Annotated in this window: 9 protein-coding genes; 3 read left to right on the top strand and 6 right to left on the bottom strand. The window is 60.8% G+C overall.

Annotation, left to right across the window (positions count from 1 at the left end; translation table 11 throughout):
• Position 1: 1 nt before the first annotated feature.
• Together ACR2R1_RS08755 and ACR2R1_RS08750 are read left to right on the top strand one after the other, a co-directional pair.
• Positions 2–1,357, top strand: coding sequence for a DegQ family serine endoprotease (locus tag ACR2R1_RS08755; protein WP_077728857.1), 1,356 nt, complete (start codon positions 2–4; stop codon positions 1,355–1,357).
• A 61-nt stretch (positions 1,358–1,418) separates the two neighbouring features.
• Complete coding sequence (locus ACR2R1_RS08750; protein ID WP_077728858.1) at positions 1,419–2,060, top strand: hypothetical protein; 642 nt, start codon at positions 1,419–1,421, stop codon at positions 2,058–2,060.
• A gap of 206 nt (positions 2,061–2,266) precedes the next feature.
• Here the strand turns inward: ACR2R1_RS08750 and ACR2R1_RS08745 are convergent, their stop codons facing one another.
• The 6 genes from ACR2R1_RS08745 to ACR2R1_RS08720 all read right to left on the bottom strand — a co-directional run bounded on the left by ACR2R1_RS08745 (position 2,267) and on the right by ACR2R1_RS08720 (position 15,227).
• Positions 2,267–3,190: a branched-chain amino acid transaminase gene (locus ACR2R1_RS08745; RefSeq protein WP_077728859.1), complete on the bottom strand. Its 924-nt coding sequence runs from the start codon at positions 3,188–3,190 to the stop codon at positions 2,267–2,269.
• A gap of 36 nt (positions 3,191–3,226) precedes the next feature.
• A complete protein-coding gene (gene glnE / locus ACR2R1_RS08740) occupies positions 3,227–6,085 on the bottom strand; it encodes a bifunctional [glutamate--ammonia ligase]-adenylyl-L-tyrosine phosphorylase/[glutamate--ammonia-ligase] adenylyltransferase (RefSeq protein ID WP_077728860.1) in 2,859 nt (952 codons plus the stop codon).
• A gap of 51 nt (positions 6,086–6,136) precedes the next feature.
• Positions 6,137–6,853, bottom strand: coding sequence for a tetratricopeptide repeat protein (locus ACR2R1_RS08735; protein WP_168175350.1), 717 nt, complete (start codon positions 6,851–6,853; stop codon positions 6,137–6,139).
• 112 nt (positions 6,854–6,965) lie between these two features.
• Positions 6,966–7,565: a hypothetical protein gene (locus tag ACR2R1_RS08730; RefSeq protein ID WP_434113649.1), complete on the bottom strand. Its 600-nt coding sequence runs from the start codon at positions 7,563–7,565 to the stop codon at positions 6,966–6,968.
• Positions 7,566–7,736: 171 nt separating this feature from the next.
• A complete protein-coding gene (locus ACR2R1_RS08725) occupies positions 7,737–10,886 on the bottom strand; it encodes an error-prone DNA polymerase (protein ID WP_434113646.1) in 3,150 nt (1,049 codons plus the stop codon).
• 3 nt (positions 10,887–10,889) lie between these two features.
• On the bottom strand, positions 10,890–15,227 hold the full coding sequence (locus ACR2R1_RS08720) for a DEAD/DEAH box helicase (RefSeq protein WP_434113644.1): 4,338 nt from the start codon (positions 15,225–15,227) through the stop codon (positions 10,890–10,892).
• A 269-nt stretch (positions 15,228–15,496) separates the two neighbouring features.
• Between ACR2R1_RS08720 and ACR2R1_RS08715 the strand changes: the two genes are divergently transcribed.
• Positions 15,497–17,419, top strand: coding sequence for an ATP-binding protein (locus ACR2R1_RS08715; protein ID WP_168183842.1), 1,923 nt, complete (start codon positions 15,497–15,499; stop codon positions 17,417–17,419).
• Positions 17,420–17,453: the final 34 nt, after the last annotated feature.

The raw sequence follows: 17,453 nt of genomic DNA, 5'->3' as shown, positions 1-17,453 counted from the left end.
AATGAGCGATAACCGTCGATTGCTTCCGCTTTTTTTGGCCGGCCTGCTGTTATTTCTGAACGCTGCGTATGCGGCCTGGCCGACCAGCGTGGATGGCCAACCCCTGCCTAGCCTTTCGCCTATGCTGAAGAAGGCGACGCCGGCTGTGGTGAATATTTCGACGCGTACGCAGATTCAAGAAGCCGAGCATCCCTTGTTGCGCGATCCGTTTTTCCGCTATTTTTTCGATATCCCGAATCAACCCCGCCGCCGCGAAACCTCCAGCTTGGGCTCGGGCGTGATCGTCGATGCGCGACGCGGCTACATCCTCACCAACAATCACGTCATCGATAAAGCCGATGAGATCACGGTGACGCTTAATGACGGTCGTCATCTCAACGCAAAATTGATCGGGGCCGATCCGGAATCGGACATCGCCGTGATCAAGGTCGAGCCGCAGAACTTGAGTGAGCTTCCGATCGCCGATTCCAGTCGATTGCAGGTAGGCGATTTCGTCGTGGCCATCGGCAATCCGTTCGGATTGGGGCAAACGGTAACTTCCGGCATTATCAGCGCGCTCGGCCGTTCCGGGCTCGGTATCGAGGGCTATGAGGACTTCATTCAGACCGATGCCTCGATCAACCCCGGCAACTCGGGTGGCGCGCTCGTCAATCTGCGCGGAGAGCTGATCGGCATCAATACCGCCATCCTGGCGCCCAGCGGAGGCAATGTGGGTATCGGCTTTGCCATTCCCGCCAATATGGCGACCAGTATCATGACCGCCCTGATCGAGCATGGTGAAATTCGGCGCGGTTTGCTCGGCGTAACGGTTCAGGACTTGACCCCTGAATTGGCGCAAGCTTTTGGCCTTACCCAAACCCAAGGCGCCGTCATTACCGGCGTCCAGCCCGATTCCCCCGCTGCCAGGGCCAAGCTGGAGCCGGGCGACATCGTGCTGGCGATCAACGACCACCACGTGAGGAACAGCATGGACGTCCGAAACGCCATCGGTTTGCAGCAGATCGGCGACAAAGTCTCGATCGAAGTTCTGCACAAAGGTGAAACCATGGTCCGTGAAGCGAAGATTGCCGAGCCCAAGATCACACGGGAGGAAGGCAAGAAAATCCATCCGAAGCTTTCCGGTACCTTGCTCGCCAATACCGAGCCGAACGAAGCGGTGCGAGGCGTGCGCGTGGAAAAGATCCATACCGCCTCCTATGCTTTCCAGGCCGGTTTGCGCCCCGGCGACGTCATCGTCATGGCCAATCGCCAGCCGGTGGGCAATCTGAAGGAGCTCAAGGCCGCCGCAAACGGCAGCGGCGAGTTGCTGCTCAATCTCCAACGGGGGAACGGCTCGTTCTTCTTGCTGCTGCGCTAATAAAGAATGCCGGCTGATTAAGGGGCTGTTTAACAGCCCCTTTTTGTTGCGAGAGAGGTCTATGGATTTTTTGTGGGCGATTTCCCAGCCGAACTACTGGCTACCCTTACTGACCGCGGCCTTGTTGCATGTGCCGATGTTTATTCTGCTCGACAGGCTGCAACTTAGACTGGAGGGCATTCCGCTAAGCCGCGAAATCACCGCACGGGTTGGACCGCCGTTCGTTCATGCCGTACTCGCCCTCGGATTTGTCCTTCTCGTATACCCTCACCAGTTCGGACGCGCCGGGGAGCCGGATTTCGTTCGAAATCTCCATGCCGGAGCCAGGCCGATCTCGGATCTGTTCAATCTGGCTTTCGTGCTGGCGGTCTTTTTGCCCTGGCTGCCGGTGCTCGGCAAATACAGAGGCATGGTGACATCGCTTCAGATCACTGTCCTCGGCGCCGTGCTGTTGCACTGGCGGTATCCGGAGGTGTCGATGAAGTATTTTCCGCCTGCTTCGATGCTTCTCGGACTCATCGCCTTGTCGATCGGTTCGCATTTCTTGGCGCGAGAGTTCGGCGAACGTCTAGGGCGCCGATTGGACGGGGTGTTTGAAACGGAAGGGTGGGCAAATCTGATCGAAGCGCCGCTCGATTTTCTGCTGCAAGGCGCGGTGTTGCTCAGATACGGGCTCTATCTGGGTGGGCAGTTGCCGGGTTGAACGAGGCGGAGCCGCCCGCAGGGTGCCGCACACGGATGTACGGCATGACCCGTATCAATCGCGAACGATGCCTGTCCTGAGCCCGGTCGAAGGGTGCTTCACTTCGTTCAGCACATCCTACGGGCTTTATTGGGGTGAGCAGTTGCCTAGTTAGCAAAGTGGGGTAGGGCGGGAAAATCCCGCCCCGAAGTACGGCTGAGGGTTGATCAGCCCACGTAGCTGAGCCACTCCTGATGGTCGTTACGGCGGCCGTGCACGTAATCGAAATACAGGGTTTGCAGCTTTTCCGTGATCGGTCCGCGTCCGCCTTCGCCGATGGTCCGCCCGTCCACTTCCCGGATGGGGGTTACTTCGGCGGCTGTACCGGTGAAGAAAGCCTCGTCCGCGACATAGACTTCATCGCGGGTAATCCGCTTTTCGACAACTTCCAGCCCGTTCTCCCGGGCGATGGTGAAGACGGTTTCGCGGGTGATGCCTTCCAGCGCCGAGGTCAGGTCCGGCGTATAGAGCTTGCCGCGGCGCACGATGAAGATGTTCTCGCCGCTGCCTTCGGCTACGTAACCCTCGTGATCGAGCAACAAGGCTTCGTCGCAGCCCGCTTCCACGGCTTCCTGAACGGCCAGGATCGAATTCAGATAGTTGCCGTTCGCCTTGGCCTTGCACATGACGCTGTTGACGGAGTTGCGGGTATAGGACGAGGTGCGGACCTTGATGCCGCGCGCCATGTTTTCGGCGCCGAGGTAACTGCCCCATTCCCAGGCGGCGATCATGACATGTACATTGAGCCCCTTGGCGTGCAGGCCCATGCCTTCGGAACCGTAGAAGCACATCGGCCGGATGTAGGCGCTGGACAGGCCGTTCCGGCTTACGGCTTCGCATTGCGCCCGGTCGAGGATGTCCTTGTCGAAAGGAATCTTCATGTTCATGATGTGGGCGGAGCGGAACAGCCGGTCGGTGTGGTCGCGCAGGCGGAAGATCGCCGCGCCCCGGTCGGTCTTGTAAGCCCGAAGACCCTCGAATACGCCGCAGCCGTAATGTAGGGTATGGGTCAGCACGTGAACCTTTGCGTCTCGCCAGGGCAGCCACTCGCCGTCGAGCCAGATGACGCCGTCTCTGTCATCCATCGCCATCAGTCGTTCTCCGAAATTACCAGTGAATTGAAAAACTTAGCGTTCCATCACGTTCCGCCAAATCTGCTGCACGTGGGAACGCAGTTCGAAATGTTCATGGGCCGGAACCAGCGCGGGCACTTCAAGCAGCGCAAGCCGGTGGGTACGTTCACGGAAAAGGCAATAGGCCTGCCTTAATAGTCCGGCATCGTCAGAACTTAAAAAACCGGCCTTCGTGAGAGAGTCCAGTAGGCGTACCACGTCGGTCCACTCGGTCAGTTTATTGCAATCGTGAGCACGCGAAAGAACCCCGAATTGTACTATAAACTCGATATCGACGATACCGCCGAAACTTTGCTTCAAATCGAACACGTCGGGGTCTTTTGCTGCCAGATTGGCGCGCATTTTTTCGCGCATTTCGCGAATTTCGGTCCGTAGGGTTTCGGTATCCCGCTCCCGGCACAGAGACTTCTCGCGGATAGTGCCGAACCGTTCGCCGATTTCGGGATCTCCGGCGACGAACCGGGCCTTTACCAGCGCCTGCTGCTCCCAAGTCCAGGCGTTATCCATTTGGTAGGTGTCGTACGCGTCGACACTGCTGACCAGAAGACCGGAACTTCCGGACGGCCGAAGCCGCAAATCCACCTCGTAGAGAATGCCCGCGGGGGTATTCGCCGTCAAAAGATGAATGATGCGCTTGCCCATCCGCGCGAAAAACTCGGCGGTGCTGACCGGCCGCTCGCCATTGGTGAGAGCGCTGTCGACGCCGTCATAGAGGAAGACCAGATCCAGATCCGATCCGTAGCCGAGTTCCAGCCCGCCCATTTTGCCGTAGGCGATTACGCCGAAACCGCCGACTTGGTCGACGCTTGCGCCGGGAGGAACGCCGTGCCGCGCGGCCGTCAGTCGCCAAGCTTGTCGCATGACTTCGTTCACCAGCACTTCGGCGATATAGGTGAGATAGTCGCTGACCACCATGATCGGAATGGCGCCGACGAAATCGGCTGCCGCGACTCTCAAAATGCTGCTTTGCTTGAACTGGCGCAGGCCGATCAGGATTTGTTCGAGATCCTCGGGATCGATCGAGTCGAGCTTCCGGCTCAGTTCCCGTTCCAGTTCCGCCTTCGACAGCGGCGTGTAAAGCGCGCGCGGGTCCAGCAATTCGTCCAGAAGCAGAGGATGTTGGGCGATATAGTTGGTGATCCAGGGGCTGCCCGCTGCCAGTTTGACGAGCTGCGACAAAGCTTGCGGGTTCTCCGCCAGAAGGGTCAGATAAACGTTGCGGCTAGCGATGGCCTCCAATAGCGCGAAAATCCGCTCCAGGGCATTTTCGGGCTGTTCGGTCGAGGCCGTGGCTCGGAGTAGCATGGGCATCAGGCGAGCGAGTTCCGAAGCGCCCCTCGGAGTGAGATTCTTGATGGCGTGGGAAGTCTGAAACGTCTCGATGAGTTTTGCCCCGGATTCAGGTGTAGGCCAGCCGAGATTCCGCAATGCCATGTAAATCTGTTCGCGATCGCCGCTCAATGCGAAAAAGTCTCGGCCCTCGGCCTTGACCGGCGCGACGACCTGTTCGAACACCTCGTGAACCTCCCGGCGCACCGCATCGATGCGCGCTTTGAAGCTCTCCCAGGCGGAAAAGCCCATCGCGAAAGCGAGGCTGAGCCGCTGTACAGGGCCGGTGGGAAGATCGTGGGTTTGCCTGTCGGCGTATTGTTGCAGCCGGTTTTCGACCGTGCGGAGAAAGCGATAGGCCTCCTGAAGTTTTTCGACCGTGGGCTTGGGCAGCAAGCCCAGATCGGCCAGGGTTTCCAGTACGACCTGGATGCGGCGCTCCTGCAGGCGTTTCTCGCGTCCGCCGCGGATCAGTTGAAATGCCTGGCCGATGAACTCGATTTCCCGAATGCCGCCCGGACCGAGCTTGATGTTTTCCTGGCGGTCCTTGCGTTGCAGTTCCAGCGAGATTTTCTGCTTCAATTCGCGCAATTCGCCGAGCGTTCGGTAATCGAGATAACGCCGATAGACGAAAGGCTTGAGAAATTCCTGAAGTTCGCGTCCGGCTTCGATATCGCCGGCGATGGGGCGCACCTTGACCATGGCGTAGCGTTCCCACTCGCGCGCCTGGCTTTGGTAGTACGCTTCCAAGGCATAGAAGTTCTGAACCAGGGGGCCCGAGTCGCCGAACGGGCGCAAGCGCAGGTCGACGCGGAAGATGAAGCCGTCCTCGGTCTGGGTGTCCAACACCTTGACCAGATTGCGCGCCAGCTTGGTGTAAAACTCGCAGTAGCTGGTTTCGCGCTTGTCCGCCAGAACCCCGTCGTCCCGATAGGCGAAAATCAGATCGATGTCGGACGAGAAATTCAGCTCGAAGGCGCCGAGCTTGCCCATGCCCAGCACGACCAGCGATTGCGGCCGGCCTTGCTTGTTGACCGGCGTTCCCTTGGCGGCGCAGGCTTGGCGAAAAAGAAAGTCCAGGCTTTCCTGTACACACACGTCGGCGAGCGCGGATAAATCCCGGAGGGTTTCTTCCAGGCTTGCCCAGCCGGCAATGTCGCGCCAGGCGATGCGCACCATTTCCCGGTTACGGAAGCGGCGCAGAACGGCCATCAACTCCGTTTCGGTAGCTACGCCTTCCAGGAGCTGTCGCAGGTCGCCGCGACAGGTTTCCTCGTCGGTCGAGTTCACCAGCCGGCCCGATTCCAATAAGTCTTTCAGGAGCTCCGGCCGGCGGGCGCATTGTTCGGCGACGAAAGGGCTCGCGGCCCAGACCGGACCTAAAGAGCCTTTGATCTTGTCCGGAAACTCGTCGAGTTCGATTCCGAGGTGCGCCGAGTTTGCGGAAAACGCGGCCCAAGCCGAGGCTACCGGCTGTTTGAGCGGTTCGGGCAAGCGCTGCAGAAAATCGGAGTTGTCGGACATAAGACAGTCTTAACGATGATGGAGTGGGTCAGGCCTCGGGACATGATCGTTTCAGGGCTTTTTAGCATCGTTACCGAAAAACGACGTCAAAAAGCCCTGGAAGAAATCCCCGTGCTCGTCCCGCTTTTCGCGTGCGGCTATCAGTGCCTCACGGACTTCTTCCTTCAATTTGGCATCGGAAAGCAACATGTAAGGCCGAATCGGTGCTTTCTCGGCTTTTTCCAAATAAGGCAGGGCCTTGTCATACTCGCCCTGCTGCAACAAAAAGTCGCCGTAAAAATAATTCGAATCCAGGGCGTTCGGATATAGCTTCAAAGCCGCTTCCAGATATTGACGGGCCGAATCGTCGTCTCCGAAGGAGATTGGCCAGCCGGGAAGCCGGTAATAAAGATTGCCGAGGGTGATATAAGCCGATCCTTCCATGGCGCGGGGATCGATGTCTATCGCCTTGATGAGCAGTTCCCGGGCCTCGCTGACCCTGCTCAGCGAGCTCAAACCGACGTCCGCAGCGGCGTAGGTGCAGAGGACGATGGCCTCCAGAACCAGCGGATCGGCTTCTTTGGGGTACTGCTCGGACACGGCATGAACCCTGGCCAGAAGGCCTTTGAACTTCTCTGCATGTTCGGATGGCGGCAGGCGGTAAAAAATCTCCGCCCATTCGTCTTCAAGACGCCGGACGGCCTCATGAACGCCCGATTCGGCCTTCGAGTGGCTGGTACCGGGGAGAATAACAGCTAACAAGGCGAGTACGAGATGTAAGGATTTCAAATGCAAATTTTCAGCAGTGGGCGATGAAACGAGCATTCTAACAATCGAGGATCGGGTGGTTAATGAGGAATGTCTATAGATTCTCGAGGTGGCGGCCGGTCCGATTGACTGGCTACGGCTGATCGGATTTTTCGTTGCCGAAATTTCTTCTCGTTTTTTCTATCTCTCGCCGATAAGTCTCGGCGTCGCCGTAATCGAGAAACCGGCCGTATGAGGAGTGGGGCGATTTGATGCGGCGCGCGTGTTTGATGGGACACCAGTGCTGTTCGGTGCGGGCGGCAATCTCGCGGACGTACGCGAGAAGGCCGTTACCGTAGGAACAGTACGCGCAATTGAGTTTTTCGATCAGATTCAGATAAGCCAATCGTCCTCGGTCGAAGACCAGGTAATCGCCGCGTTTTACCTTAGGAATGCCGTAAATCGGGAAGCAAACCGCCTGGTATAGCGTGACGGCCAGATCCAGAAGGACGAAAGGGACGATCAATGAGTAAATGATCGGCGCGGTGAGCAGCGTGAGCGGGTTGGCCCTGACGATGTACTTGGTCAGGCTGGCCTTGAGTCTGCGATGTTCCCGCAACAGTTCGTGGGCATAATCGATCCTTCCGTTGCGGAGCTTGATCCGGAATTCTTCCCTATGTTTGGCCAGTTCGGCTTCGAGTTCCTCTTCGAGCGCTTGGATGTTTTCGATCAGGGTCGCGATTCGTGGGTTCATGAGGTGCTCGAAGAGACGGGAAAATGGATCGTCTACGATAGCACGAAAGTTCGTGGAAAATCGTAGATTCAATCGGCCAGAACGCTTCAGGTTTGATACAGCGCCCCTCCGGGTGAAGTAGGTCGGCAATCCTTTGCCGACAAAACCTGCCACACCACGCCGGAAAATGCTCTAATGAAAATCCCGGCAGGGCACGCTCAAGTTACCCAGCCAGTGGCTCAAGTCTTCCAGCCGGCCGGCAACGAGGTGCAACACGCCGTCTTCTTCCTGCACCGTGCCGTGCACGGCGAGGAGTCCCGCTTGCAGAACGATGTGGCGCTGCCGCTGGACCAGGCTGGGCCAGACGATGACATTGGTCTGGCCGGTTTCGTCTTCGAGGGTGAGAAAGATGACGCCGGAAGCGGTCATCGGGCGCTGCCGGCAGATGACAAGGCCGGCGGTGCGCGCGAAGCATCCGTGGCCCAGTGCGCGCAATTCCTCGGCACTGAGCAGGCGCCGTGCGGCGAGCCGGGAACGCAGCAGAGTCAAGGGATGGCGGCGCAGGGTGAGTCCGGTGGACGCGTAATCGGCGACGATGTTTTCGCCCTCGCGGGGCGGACGCAGCAAGGGCACGCCCTCGTCGAACGCCGGCTGGCCGAACAGCGGCGTGGGGCGTTCGTGCGCGCTCATATCCCAAAACGCGCGATGCCGGTGGCCGGCGAGTCCGTGCAAGGCATCGGCCGCGGCCAATGCTTCGGAATCACGGCGGTCGAGTTTTGCGCGGGCGATCAGGTCGGTGGCATCGGCAAAGGGCTTCTCCAGCCGGGCGGCGACGATGCCTTCGGCGCCTTGCCGCGACAAACCTTTCATCAGGCGCAGGCCGAGGCGGAGGGCGGACGGTTCGGGGGGCGACCCTTCGAGTGTGCAATCGTAATCGCTGTACCGCACGTCGACTGGGCGGACATCCACGCCGTGACGGCGCGCATCCTGAACGAGCTGGGCGGGAGCGTAAAAGCCCATGGGCTGGCTGTTGAGCAGCGCGCAGGTGAAAGCGGCGGGATGATGGCATTTCAGCCAGGCCGAAACATATACCAATAAGGCGAAGCTGGCGGAATGCGATTCCGGAAAGCCGTATTCGCCGAAACCCTGAATCTGCCGGTAGATCTGCTCCGCGAACTCGGCGCTGTAGCCGCGTTCGCGCATGCCTTCGATCAGACGGCTTTGGAATTTCTCCAGACCGCCGCGCCGATGCCAGGCCGCCATGGCGCGGCGGAGCTGGTCCGCCTCGCCGGCGCTGAAACCGGCGGCCACCATGGCGATCTGCATCACCTGTTCCTGGAAAATCGGGACGCCCAGGGTGCGCTCGAGCACTTTTTTCACGTCGGGACCGGGATAAGTGACCGGTTCCCGGCCGCTGCGCCGCGCCAGATAAGGGTGGACCATATCGCCCTGAATGGGACCAGGGCGCACGATCGCCACCTGAATGACCAGGTCGTAGTAGTTCTCGGGTTTCAAGCGGGGCAGCATGGCCATTTGGGCGCGGGATTCCACCTGAAACACCCCAAGGCTGTCGGCCCGTTGCAGCATGGCGTAGACCGCCGGATCTTCCGCCGGAATGCGGTCCAGGCTCAGTGCTTCACCGCGCCAGTTGCTCACATAATCGAGCGCCTTGCGGATGGCGGTCAGCATGCCTAAGGCGAGAACGTCCACCTTGAGCAGGCCGAGCGCTTCCAGATCGTCCTTGTCCCATTGAATCACGGTGCGTTCAGGCATCGCCGCGTTTTCCACCGGCACCAAGCGCGGCAAGGCGTCCGCCGCGATGACGAAGCCGCCGGTGTGTTGCGACAGATGGCGCGGAAAGCCGCGCAATTGCCGGACCAATCCGGCGAGCAGGCGGAGTTTCGGATTCTTAGGGTCGAAGCCGGCGGCTTGGAGGCGTTCGGTATCCACACCGTCGCCGCTCAAAAAATGGGCGGCTCCGGCCAGATGGTCGATCTGCTCGCGGCTGAAGCCTAACGCCTTGGCCACGTCGCGCACCGCGCTGCGGGTCCGGTAAGTGATGACGCTGGCGGCCAGGGCGGCGCGCTGCCGGCCGTATTTGCGGTAGATGTATTGGATGACTTCCTCGCGCCGCTCGTGCTCGAAATCCACATCGATGTCGGGCGGTTCGTTCCGCTCGCGGGAGATGAAGCGCTCGAACAAAAGGTCGAGACGCCCCGGATCGACTTCGGTGATGCCTAGGCAATAGCAGACCGCCGAGTTGGCGGCCGAACCGCGGCCCTGGCAGAGAATGCTGCGCTCGCGGGCGAAGCGGACGATGTCTTGAATGGTGAGGAAATAGGGCTCATAGGCGAGATCGGCGATCAAAGAGAGTTCGTGTTCGATTTGCCGCCGCACCTTGTCGGGAGCGCCGTCAGGCCAGCGGCGCCTGACACCTTCCTCGGTCAAATGACGCAGCCAACTCTTTGGTGTATGGCCTTCCGGTACCAGTTCGGCCGGATATTCGTAGCGGAGTTCATCGAGCGAAAACCGGCATCGTTCGGCGATGCGCACGGCTTCCGCCAGCAGCTCCGGGGGATAGAGCCGGGCCAGGCGGGACAGCGGGCGGAGATGACGCTCGCCGTTCGGGAACAGCGCGTAGCCGAGCTCGGAAAGCGGCCGGTTCAGGCGAATGGCGGTGAGCGTGTCTTGCAGAGGCTGCCGTTCCGGGCTGTGCATGTGCACATCGTTGCAGGCCACCAAAGGCAGTCCCAGCTCGCTGCCGAGCCGGCAAAGGCGATTCAGCCGTTCCCGGTCCGTTCCGCTCAGGAACAGCTCCACGCCGATCCAAAGACGGCCGGAAAAACGCTCCTTAAGCCAGACGCCTTGTTCCGGTTGCGGCGTTTCGCCCGGCAGCCATAGCGCCAGGCAATGGTCCAGCGGGTGTCGTTCCAGTATGAGGCGGTCCAGCCGGTAATGGCCTTTGGGCGCATTCATCCGGGCTGCGGTGATGAGGCCGGAAAGCTGCGCGTAGCCTTCCCGATCGGTGGCCAGCAGCACCAGCTTGAGCCCGTCTTCCAATCGCAAACGGTCGTCCGGGGAAGGGGCTGGCCGGCGCTCCCGGCCAGGTCGTTTGCGATTGGAGCGTCGAACCGATCCTTCCAATCGGAATTCGCTGCCGACGATCAGCTTCAAGCCGTGACGGCGCGCCTCCAGATGAGCTTTTACCACTCCGGCCAGGGAGCATTCGTCGGTCAGCGCCAGTGCGGTATAGCCGAGGCGGGCTGCCGTTTCGACCAGCTCTTCCGGGTGCGAGGCGCCGCGCAGGAAGCTGTAATTGCTGAGGCAATGGAGTTCGGCCATATCCTATGACGCCGAGCCGAGATAAGCCCGCAGCTGCGGTGGGACGGTCCTTTGCGTCAGCCGGTTCTTGAACTCCCACTCCCGGTGTTTTTCCACCGAAACCAGGAATTGTGTTTCCTTGCCGGCGTGCAGGGCTGTCGGGATGCCGTCCCGGAACAGCACGCGATTGCCCGGGAGCGCGGGGATTTTCGCGCCGGGCGTGACGATGCCGACGAGATTCAGCGGATCGACGGCGCTGAGCGTGACCAAGGTTTCGGTGTCTTTCTCCTTGCGCACCGCGCGCAGGGCTTCCACGGCTTCGGGCAGGGCGAACTGCTCGCCGAAATGGCCGGCCACGAAGCGTCCTCCGCGTATTTCGCCGCGCGCTTCCAGACGCCGGTAAATGCGTAGGAGATCCTGCCAGGGCGGCGCGACGGTCTCGCGGGCCAACAGCGCCCGAAACACGACGCCATAGCGCTTGAGCAGTGTGCCGGCGATATGCTCGACGGCTTCCTGATCGGCCGACTCGGATGCGTTCTCGTCGAGTAGCAAGGGCGGCTGCACGAGCGTCCAGCGCCCGGCTTCCGCCATTCCGAAGGAAAGTCCCCGATAGCGCTGCTTTTTTTGCTCGGGGATCAGCAGGGCGCGCAGCCCCATGAAACTGTCCGAGGCGACCCACCCGCGCGCCACCAGTTCCGCCAGCGTGTTTTCCAGCTGGGTCGGCAGTAGACCTGTCCACTGCGCCAGTTCTTCGAAAAAGAGAGCGCCGCGGGTTTTCAGGATATCCGCTACGTGCCGTGCGGCGGGCGACAGCTCGGTTGACTCGCTTTGAACGGCGAACTGCCGCCAGTACGATAGATGACGCCGGGCTATGAGCGCCATGGGCGAGGATTTGACGGGCCCTTGGCCGCCTTTGGCGGCGGAAAGCCGGGTCCAGACAATCTTGCCCGAAAGACACAGGGCGTCGAGCCAGGCCGGGTCGTAATCGGCAATTCGCGCCGGCAGCACATCGCCTTCCCAGGCAACCGCGGCCGCCTCGAAGCCTTCCAGTTGGGCCAGGACCGCCGCGAGGGCTTGCGCGCCCTGCATGCGGTTTTCGGGATGCACGTGCTGCCAGCGGAACAGGAAACGCATGAAATCGGCGCTGGGCACCGGTTCGATTTCCTGGCGCAGACGGTTGATGGTGTAGCGGTGGATGCGCGCCAGAAGGCGCCTTTCGCACCATTCTTCCGTGCCGGCTCCTGGCGTATACGACCCGCGCAGGACGAAGCCTTCGTTCTGCAGCGCCAGGAGAGCATACTCGACGCGGCCGACGGGAAGAGCCATGGCTTCCGCCAGTTCCGCCGCCGTGACCGGCCCGGTGCAGTCGATGCGCGCGCGGACGATTTCCTTCAGCGCGTCTTCCGGCGTCCAGGTTTGCTCCAGATGCTCCGGCGGCAGTTGTGCCGCATAACCGATGCCAGCCGACGAGGAGCCATCGGCCTGCGCATACACCGCCTGGAATTGCGGCAAGCGCTCGGCCGCAATCCAAAGAATGTTGCCGCTCGCTACATGCAATTCCGCCACGCGCCCTTGCAGCTTCAACTCCCGAAAGAATGCTTCCCAGCCGATTTCCGCTTCGGATTGCTGGAGAAAGCCCAGCATCTGCAAGGCGTCGTGCAGCTCGTCGGCGTTGGAGGCCTCGGGCCAGGCTTCCTGCCGCACCCGGTCGATGGCCGCCTGGTCGAGACGTCCGAGGTCCGCGGCTTCGGAAGGATCGAGCCAGCGGCGGCTGGCCACCGCGCGGGTCCGGCGCTCTTCCAGGGGAGCTCCGTCCAGAAAGCTGTAGACCTTGGAATTGACGATTTCGGCGGCGAGCGGCGAGGGTTCGGTCAGATCGCGGCACACCACGCGGATCGCGCCGCTTTCGATCCCGCCGATCACCTCGATCAACCGGTCGATGTCCATGGCTTCGGTCAGGCAATCGTGCACGGTCTGGTTGACCAGCGGATGATCGGGCACCTCCCGGTCGCCGACGATGTTCTCGAAGCACGCGAGCTGGTCGGGAAACACGCAGGTGACGAGGTCTTCCGCCTGCATGCGGAGGAGATAGGGGGGCGTCTTACGGCCGCCCTGAAAGCGCTTGAGCGCGAGCGAGCAGACGGCGTTCCAGCGCCAGCGCACGTTGAACATCGGGGCCGCGAGCAGCGCCTGCACCAACAAATCGCGCACGGTGTTGGCGTTCAGGAAACGCGTGACGTCCTCCAGCGGAAAGCTTTGCGAGACGCCCAGTGACAGGATGATGGCGTTCTCGGTGGCGGCGGCTTGCAGCTCGAAGTTGAAGGTACGGCAGAAGCGCTTGCGCAGGGCGAGTCCCCAGCCGCGATTGACCCGGCTGCCGTAGGGCGCGTGAATGATGAACTGCATGCCGCCCGATTCGTCGAAGAAACGTTCGAACACCAGGGTGTCCAAGGTGGGCAGTGTGCTTAGGGCCAGCTTGGCCGCGGCCAGGTAGTTGACGGCCTGCACTGCGGCCAGCGACGACACGCCGACCTCCTTTTCGAGAAAGGCATTGGCGGCGGGTAGATTCAGGTTCTTATCCGGGCCTACAAAGCCTGTATCGAACGGCCTTTCCAAGCGCTCCTCGATTTCCCGCCGGAGCCGCGCCACCGCGTAAGACAGCTCATGAGTCCGCCCTGGCGCTTCGCCGAACCAGAACGGGATATTGGGCGGCTGATGTCGGGCATCCTCCACGCGCAAGGTGCCGGCTTCGAGCCGCAAGACCCGCCAGCTCGCGTTGCCGAGCTGGAAAATGTCGCCGGCCAGGCTTTCGATGGCGAAATCTTCGTCCACGGTGCCGATGAATTCCCCGGAGGGTTCCAGGATCACGCGGTATTCGGCGTTGTCCGGAATCGCCCCGCCGCAGGTCACGGCGGTGAGTCTCGCGCCTCTCCGGGCCCGCAAGCGCTTGTGGATGCCGTCCCGGTGCAAATAGGCGCCGCGCGGCCCGCGCCGGGTACTGAAGCCCTCCGCCAGCATCTTGACGATTTCGTCGAACTCTTGCCGGCTCAGTTCGCGGTAGGGAAACGCGCGGCACACGGTGCGGTAAAGCTCGTCCTCCGACCAGTCCGCCGCGGCCACCATTGCGACGATCTGCTGAGCCAGGACATCCACGGGCTTTTGCGGCATGATCAAGCGATCCAGATCGCCTCGTCGTATCGCATCGATCAGAGCGATGCATTCGATGAGATCGTCCCGGCTGGCCGGGAACAGCCGGCCCTTGGGCAGACCTCCTGCAAAGTGCCCGGAACGGCCCACTCGCTGCAGAAAGGTGGAGATCGAGCCGGTGGTTCCCAGTTGGCAAACCAGGTCCACGTCGCCCACGTCGATGCCGAGTTCCAAGGAGGCGGTGGCGACCAGCGCTTTCAGCTTCCCCGTTTTCAGCCGGTGCTCGGCGGAAAGCCGCTGCTCCCGCGACAGGCTGCCGTGGTGCGAGGTGACGTGTTCCTCGCCCAGCCGTTCGCTCAGGGCGCGAGCCACCCGTTCCGCCATGCGGCGCGTGTTGACGAAGATCAGCGTGGTCTTGTGCGCCTCGATCAAGGTCGTCATGCGGTCGTAGATTTCCTTGGCCGCTTGCTGGGAGAGCACCGCCTCCAGCGGCGAATCGGGCAGCTCGATGGCCAGGTCGAGTCGGCGCCGGTGGCCGGTATCGATGATGCGGCAATTGGTCCCGCCGGTCAGAAAGCTTGCGACCGATTCGATGGGGTTCTGGGTTGCGGAGAGACCGATGCGGGTGAGGCGGTGCTCGACCAGTCGTTCCAGCCGTTCCAGCGACAAGGCCAGGTGCGATCCGCGCTTGCTGCCCACCACCGCATGGATTTCGTCGACGATCACCGTCCGAACGGTTTTCAGCATTCGCCTCCCACCTTCGCTGGTGAGAAGGATATAAACCGACTCGGGAGTGGTCACCAGAATATGCGGCGGATGCTTGTTCATAGCCGCCCGAGCGAGTGCCGGGGTGTCGCCGGTGCGGACCTGGGAGCGAATCGCCACGTTTGTCGAGCCGAGTTCGAATAGCCTGGTGTTGATTCCGTCCAGCGGCGCTTCGAGGTTCTTGTGGATATCGTTGCTCAGCGCCTTGAGCGGCGAGATGTAGAGCACGCGGGTTTCTTCCGGCAAACCGAAGACTTCGCCTTCCCTAACCAGATCGTCTATGGCGGCCAGAAACGCCGCGAGGGTTTTGCCGGAACCGGTGGGCGCGGCAATCAGCGTATGCCAGCCGGATTTAATGGCGTCCCAGGCTTCGGTCTGGCATTCGGTCGGCGCGGGGAAGGCGTCCCGGAACCAAGCCGAGACAGCTGGGTGAAATCGATCGAGAATCATGGAACTACGTTACCCCAAAGCGGACGGCAATCTCAATCAGGCTTATCGTCGCGGCCGGGCGATCGCGCAGTTTTCACCCTCTCCCTCTGGGAGAGGGTGAAAACGACGCCGCACCGGGACCCTTTGACCGATGTCCCAGTTTTGTTATAGCGGTTTCGGTCAAGGTATCGTATTTTCCGCGGCAGTCGATTTTACGGTTTCGATTTCATCCGAAGAGATTCGGATCAATAAGGGCTACCTCCTTGCACAGATTTCCAATCAGACGGATTTTGAGTAACGGCTATGTTGTAGCGGCATTGGCGACAGCAACCATAGTGATCGTTCAGTATTTCCTGCTGCCGCTTTTCATGGGATCGCCTCCTTTGCTTCTCTTCCTGCTCGGAGTGGCGCTTGCGGCCTGGTACGGCAGCTTTAGGGCGGGACTTTTTGCCACCGTGTTGAGCACCTTGGCGAGTATCTTCTATTTGATCGAGCCTCTCCATTCATGGCAGATCGTGGAACAAAGGGAGTGGCTCAGAACCTTGCTGCTGTTGAGCGTGGGCGCTGTGCTCAGCCTGATGGTTTCGCTTCTGCGTAGCGGAGAACGAAAGGCGCTCCTCGAGGTGCTGCGGCAAAAGGAACGACTCGAGCGGGAAATCGTCGAGCGCCAGCGGGCCGAACAGGCGCTGAACGCGGCGCATACCGAGGTCGTGAACGAGCGCAGCCGGCTCGAAGCCATCATGGAAACCTTGCCCGTGGGTGTGGCCATCCTGGACGCACAAGGCGGCATCATCGGCACCAACCGAGCCGTCGATCAGGTTTGGGGCGGGCCGTGTCCGCCCGTACGGTCGGTCAGCGATTATGCCGTCTTTAAAGCGTGGTGGGTGGATACCGACGAGCGCGTCCGGCCGGAGGATTGGGCCCCGGCGCAAGTCTTGAAAAAAGGAGAGCCGGTCGTCGGGCAGCTGATGGAAATTCTGCGTTTCGACGGCGCTCGGGCCATTGTTCACAACAGCGCCGCACCCATCCGCGACGCTACCGGTCGCATCGCGGGCGCCGCGGTGGTGGTTATGGACATCAGCGAAAGCGTCAAGCGGGAACAGGCGTTGCGGGAGAGTGAGGAGCGGTACCGATTGGCGATCGATGCCGCGCAGATGGGTACCTGGGATTGGGATCTCGGCAGCCGGAAAGTCGTGGGGAATTCTCGTCATGCCGCGCTTTTTGGCTACCCGCCCAAGGAGACGGTGATGGACGAAGGAATGATTTCCGATCGGATACATCCGGAGGATTTGCCGCATGTCGCGGCCACCGTCGACGAGGCGAGGGAAGGTCACACCCGCTATGACTGCGATTTCCGCATTGTCTGGCCGGACGGTTCGGTTCGATGGGTTTCGTCGATCGGAGATTTCCACTATGACGCCCATGGCACTCCGGTGCGCATGATCGGGGTGTTGCGGGACATTACCGACCGTAAACAGGCGGAGGAAGCGCTTCGCGATGCCGACCGGCAAAAGAACGAATTCATCGCCATGCTCGGACACGAACTCCGGAATCCGCTGGCGCCTATCCGGAATGCGGTTCATCTGATGCGCAAGCTGGATACTCCCGATCCCAATCTGCGGTGGGCGCGCGATGTGGTCGACCGGCAAGTCGATCATCTGGCTCGCTTGGTGAGCGATCTGTTGGATGTGTCGCGAATCGTACAAGGCAAACTCACGCTTCAAATCACTCTGGTCGATCTCGTGACGGTCATCAACCAGGCTGTCGAAACCAGTCAGCCGCTGATCGAGTCCAGACACCACACGCTTTCGGTCGCGATGCCCGAAGAGCCGGTGTATCTCGAAGGTGACCACGTGCGCTTGGTTCAAGTCGTTTCGAATCTTCTCGACAATGCTGCCAAGTACACGCCGGAAGGCGGCAGAATTTGGCTTGCCGCAGTCGCCGAGAACGGGGAAGCGATCATCTCCATCCGCGATACCGGCGAAGGAATCTCCAGCGCATTACTGCCCCATCTTTTCGATGCATTCACCCAAGCCGCGAGAACGCTGGACCGAGCGCAAGGCGGGCTCGGACTGGGTTTGATGATCGTTCAGAAAATCATCGAGATGCACGGGGGAAACGTCGAAGTCAAAAGCGAAGGGCTCGGCAAAGGCAGCGAATTCGTAATACGCTTGCCGCTTTGCGAGCAGGTGTGCGTGGTTCCCGGATTGTAGGATGCGGTTTGTGCCTCACCGCATCCTACGTTCT

Source organism: Methylocaldum sp. GT1TLB, from assembly GCF_051027445.1.
Taxonomy (GTDB): domain Bacteria; phylum Pseudomonadota; class Gammaproteobacteria; order Methylococcales; family Methylococcaceae; genus Methylocaldum.
Note: the sequence above shows the minus strand (reverse complement) of the source record. Positions and strands in the feature narration are given on the sequence as shown.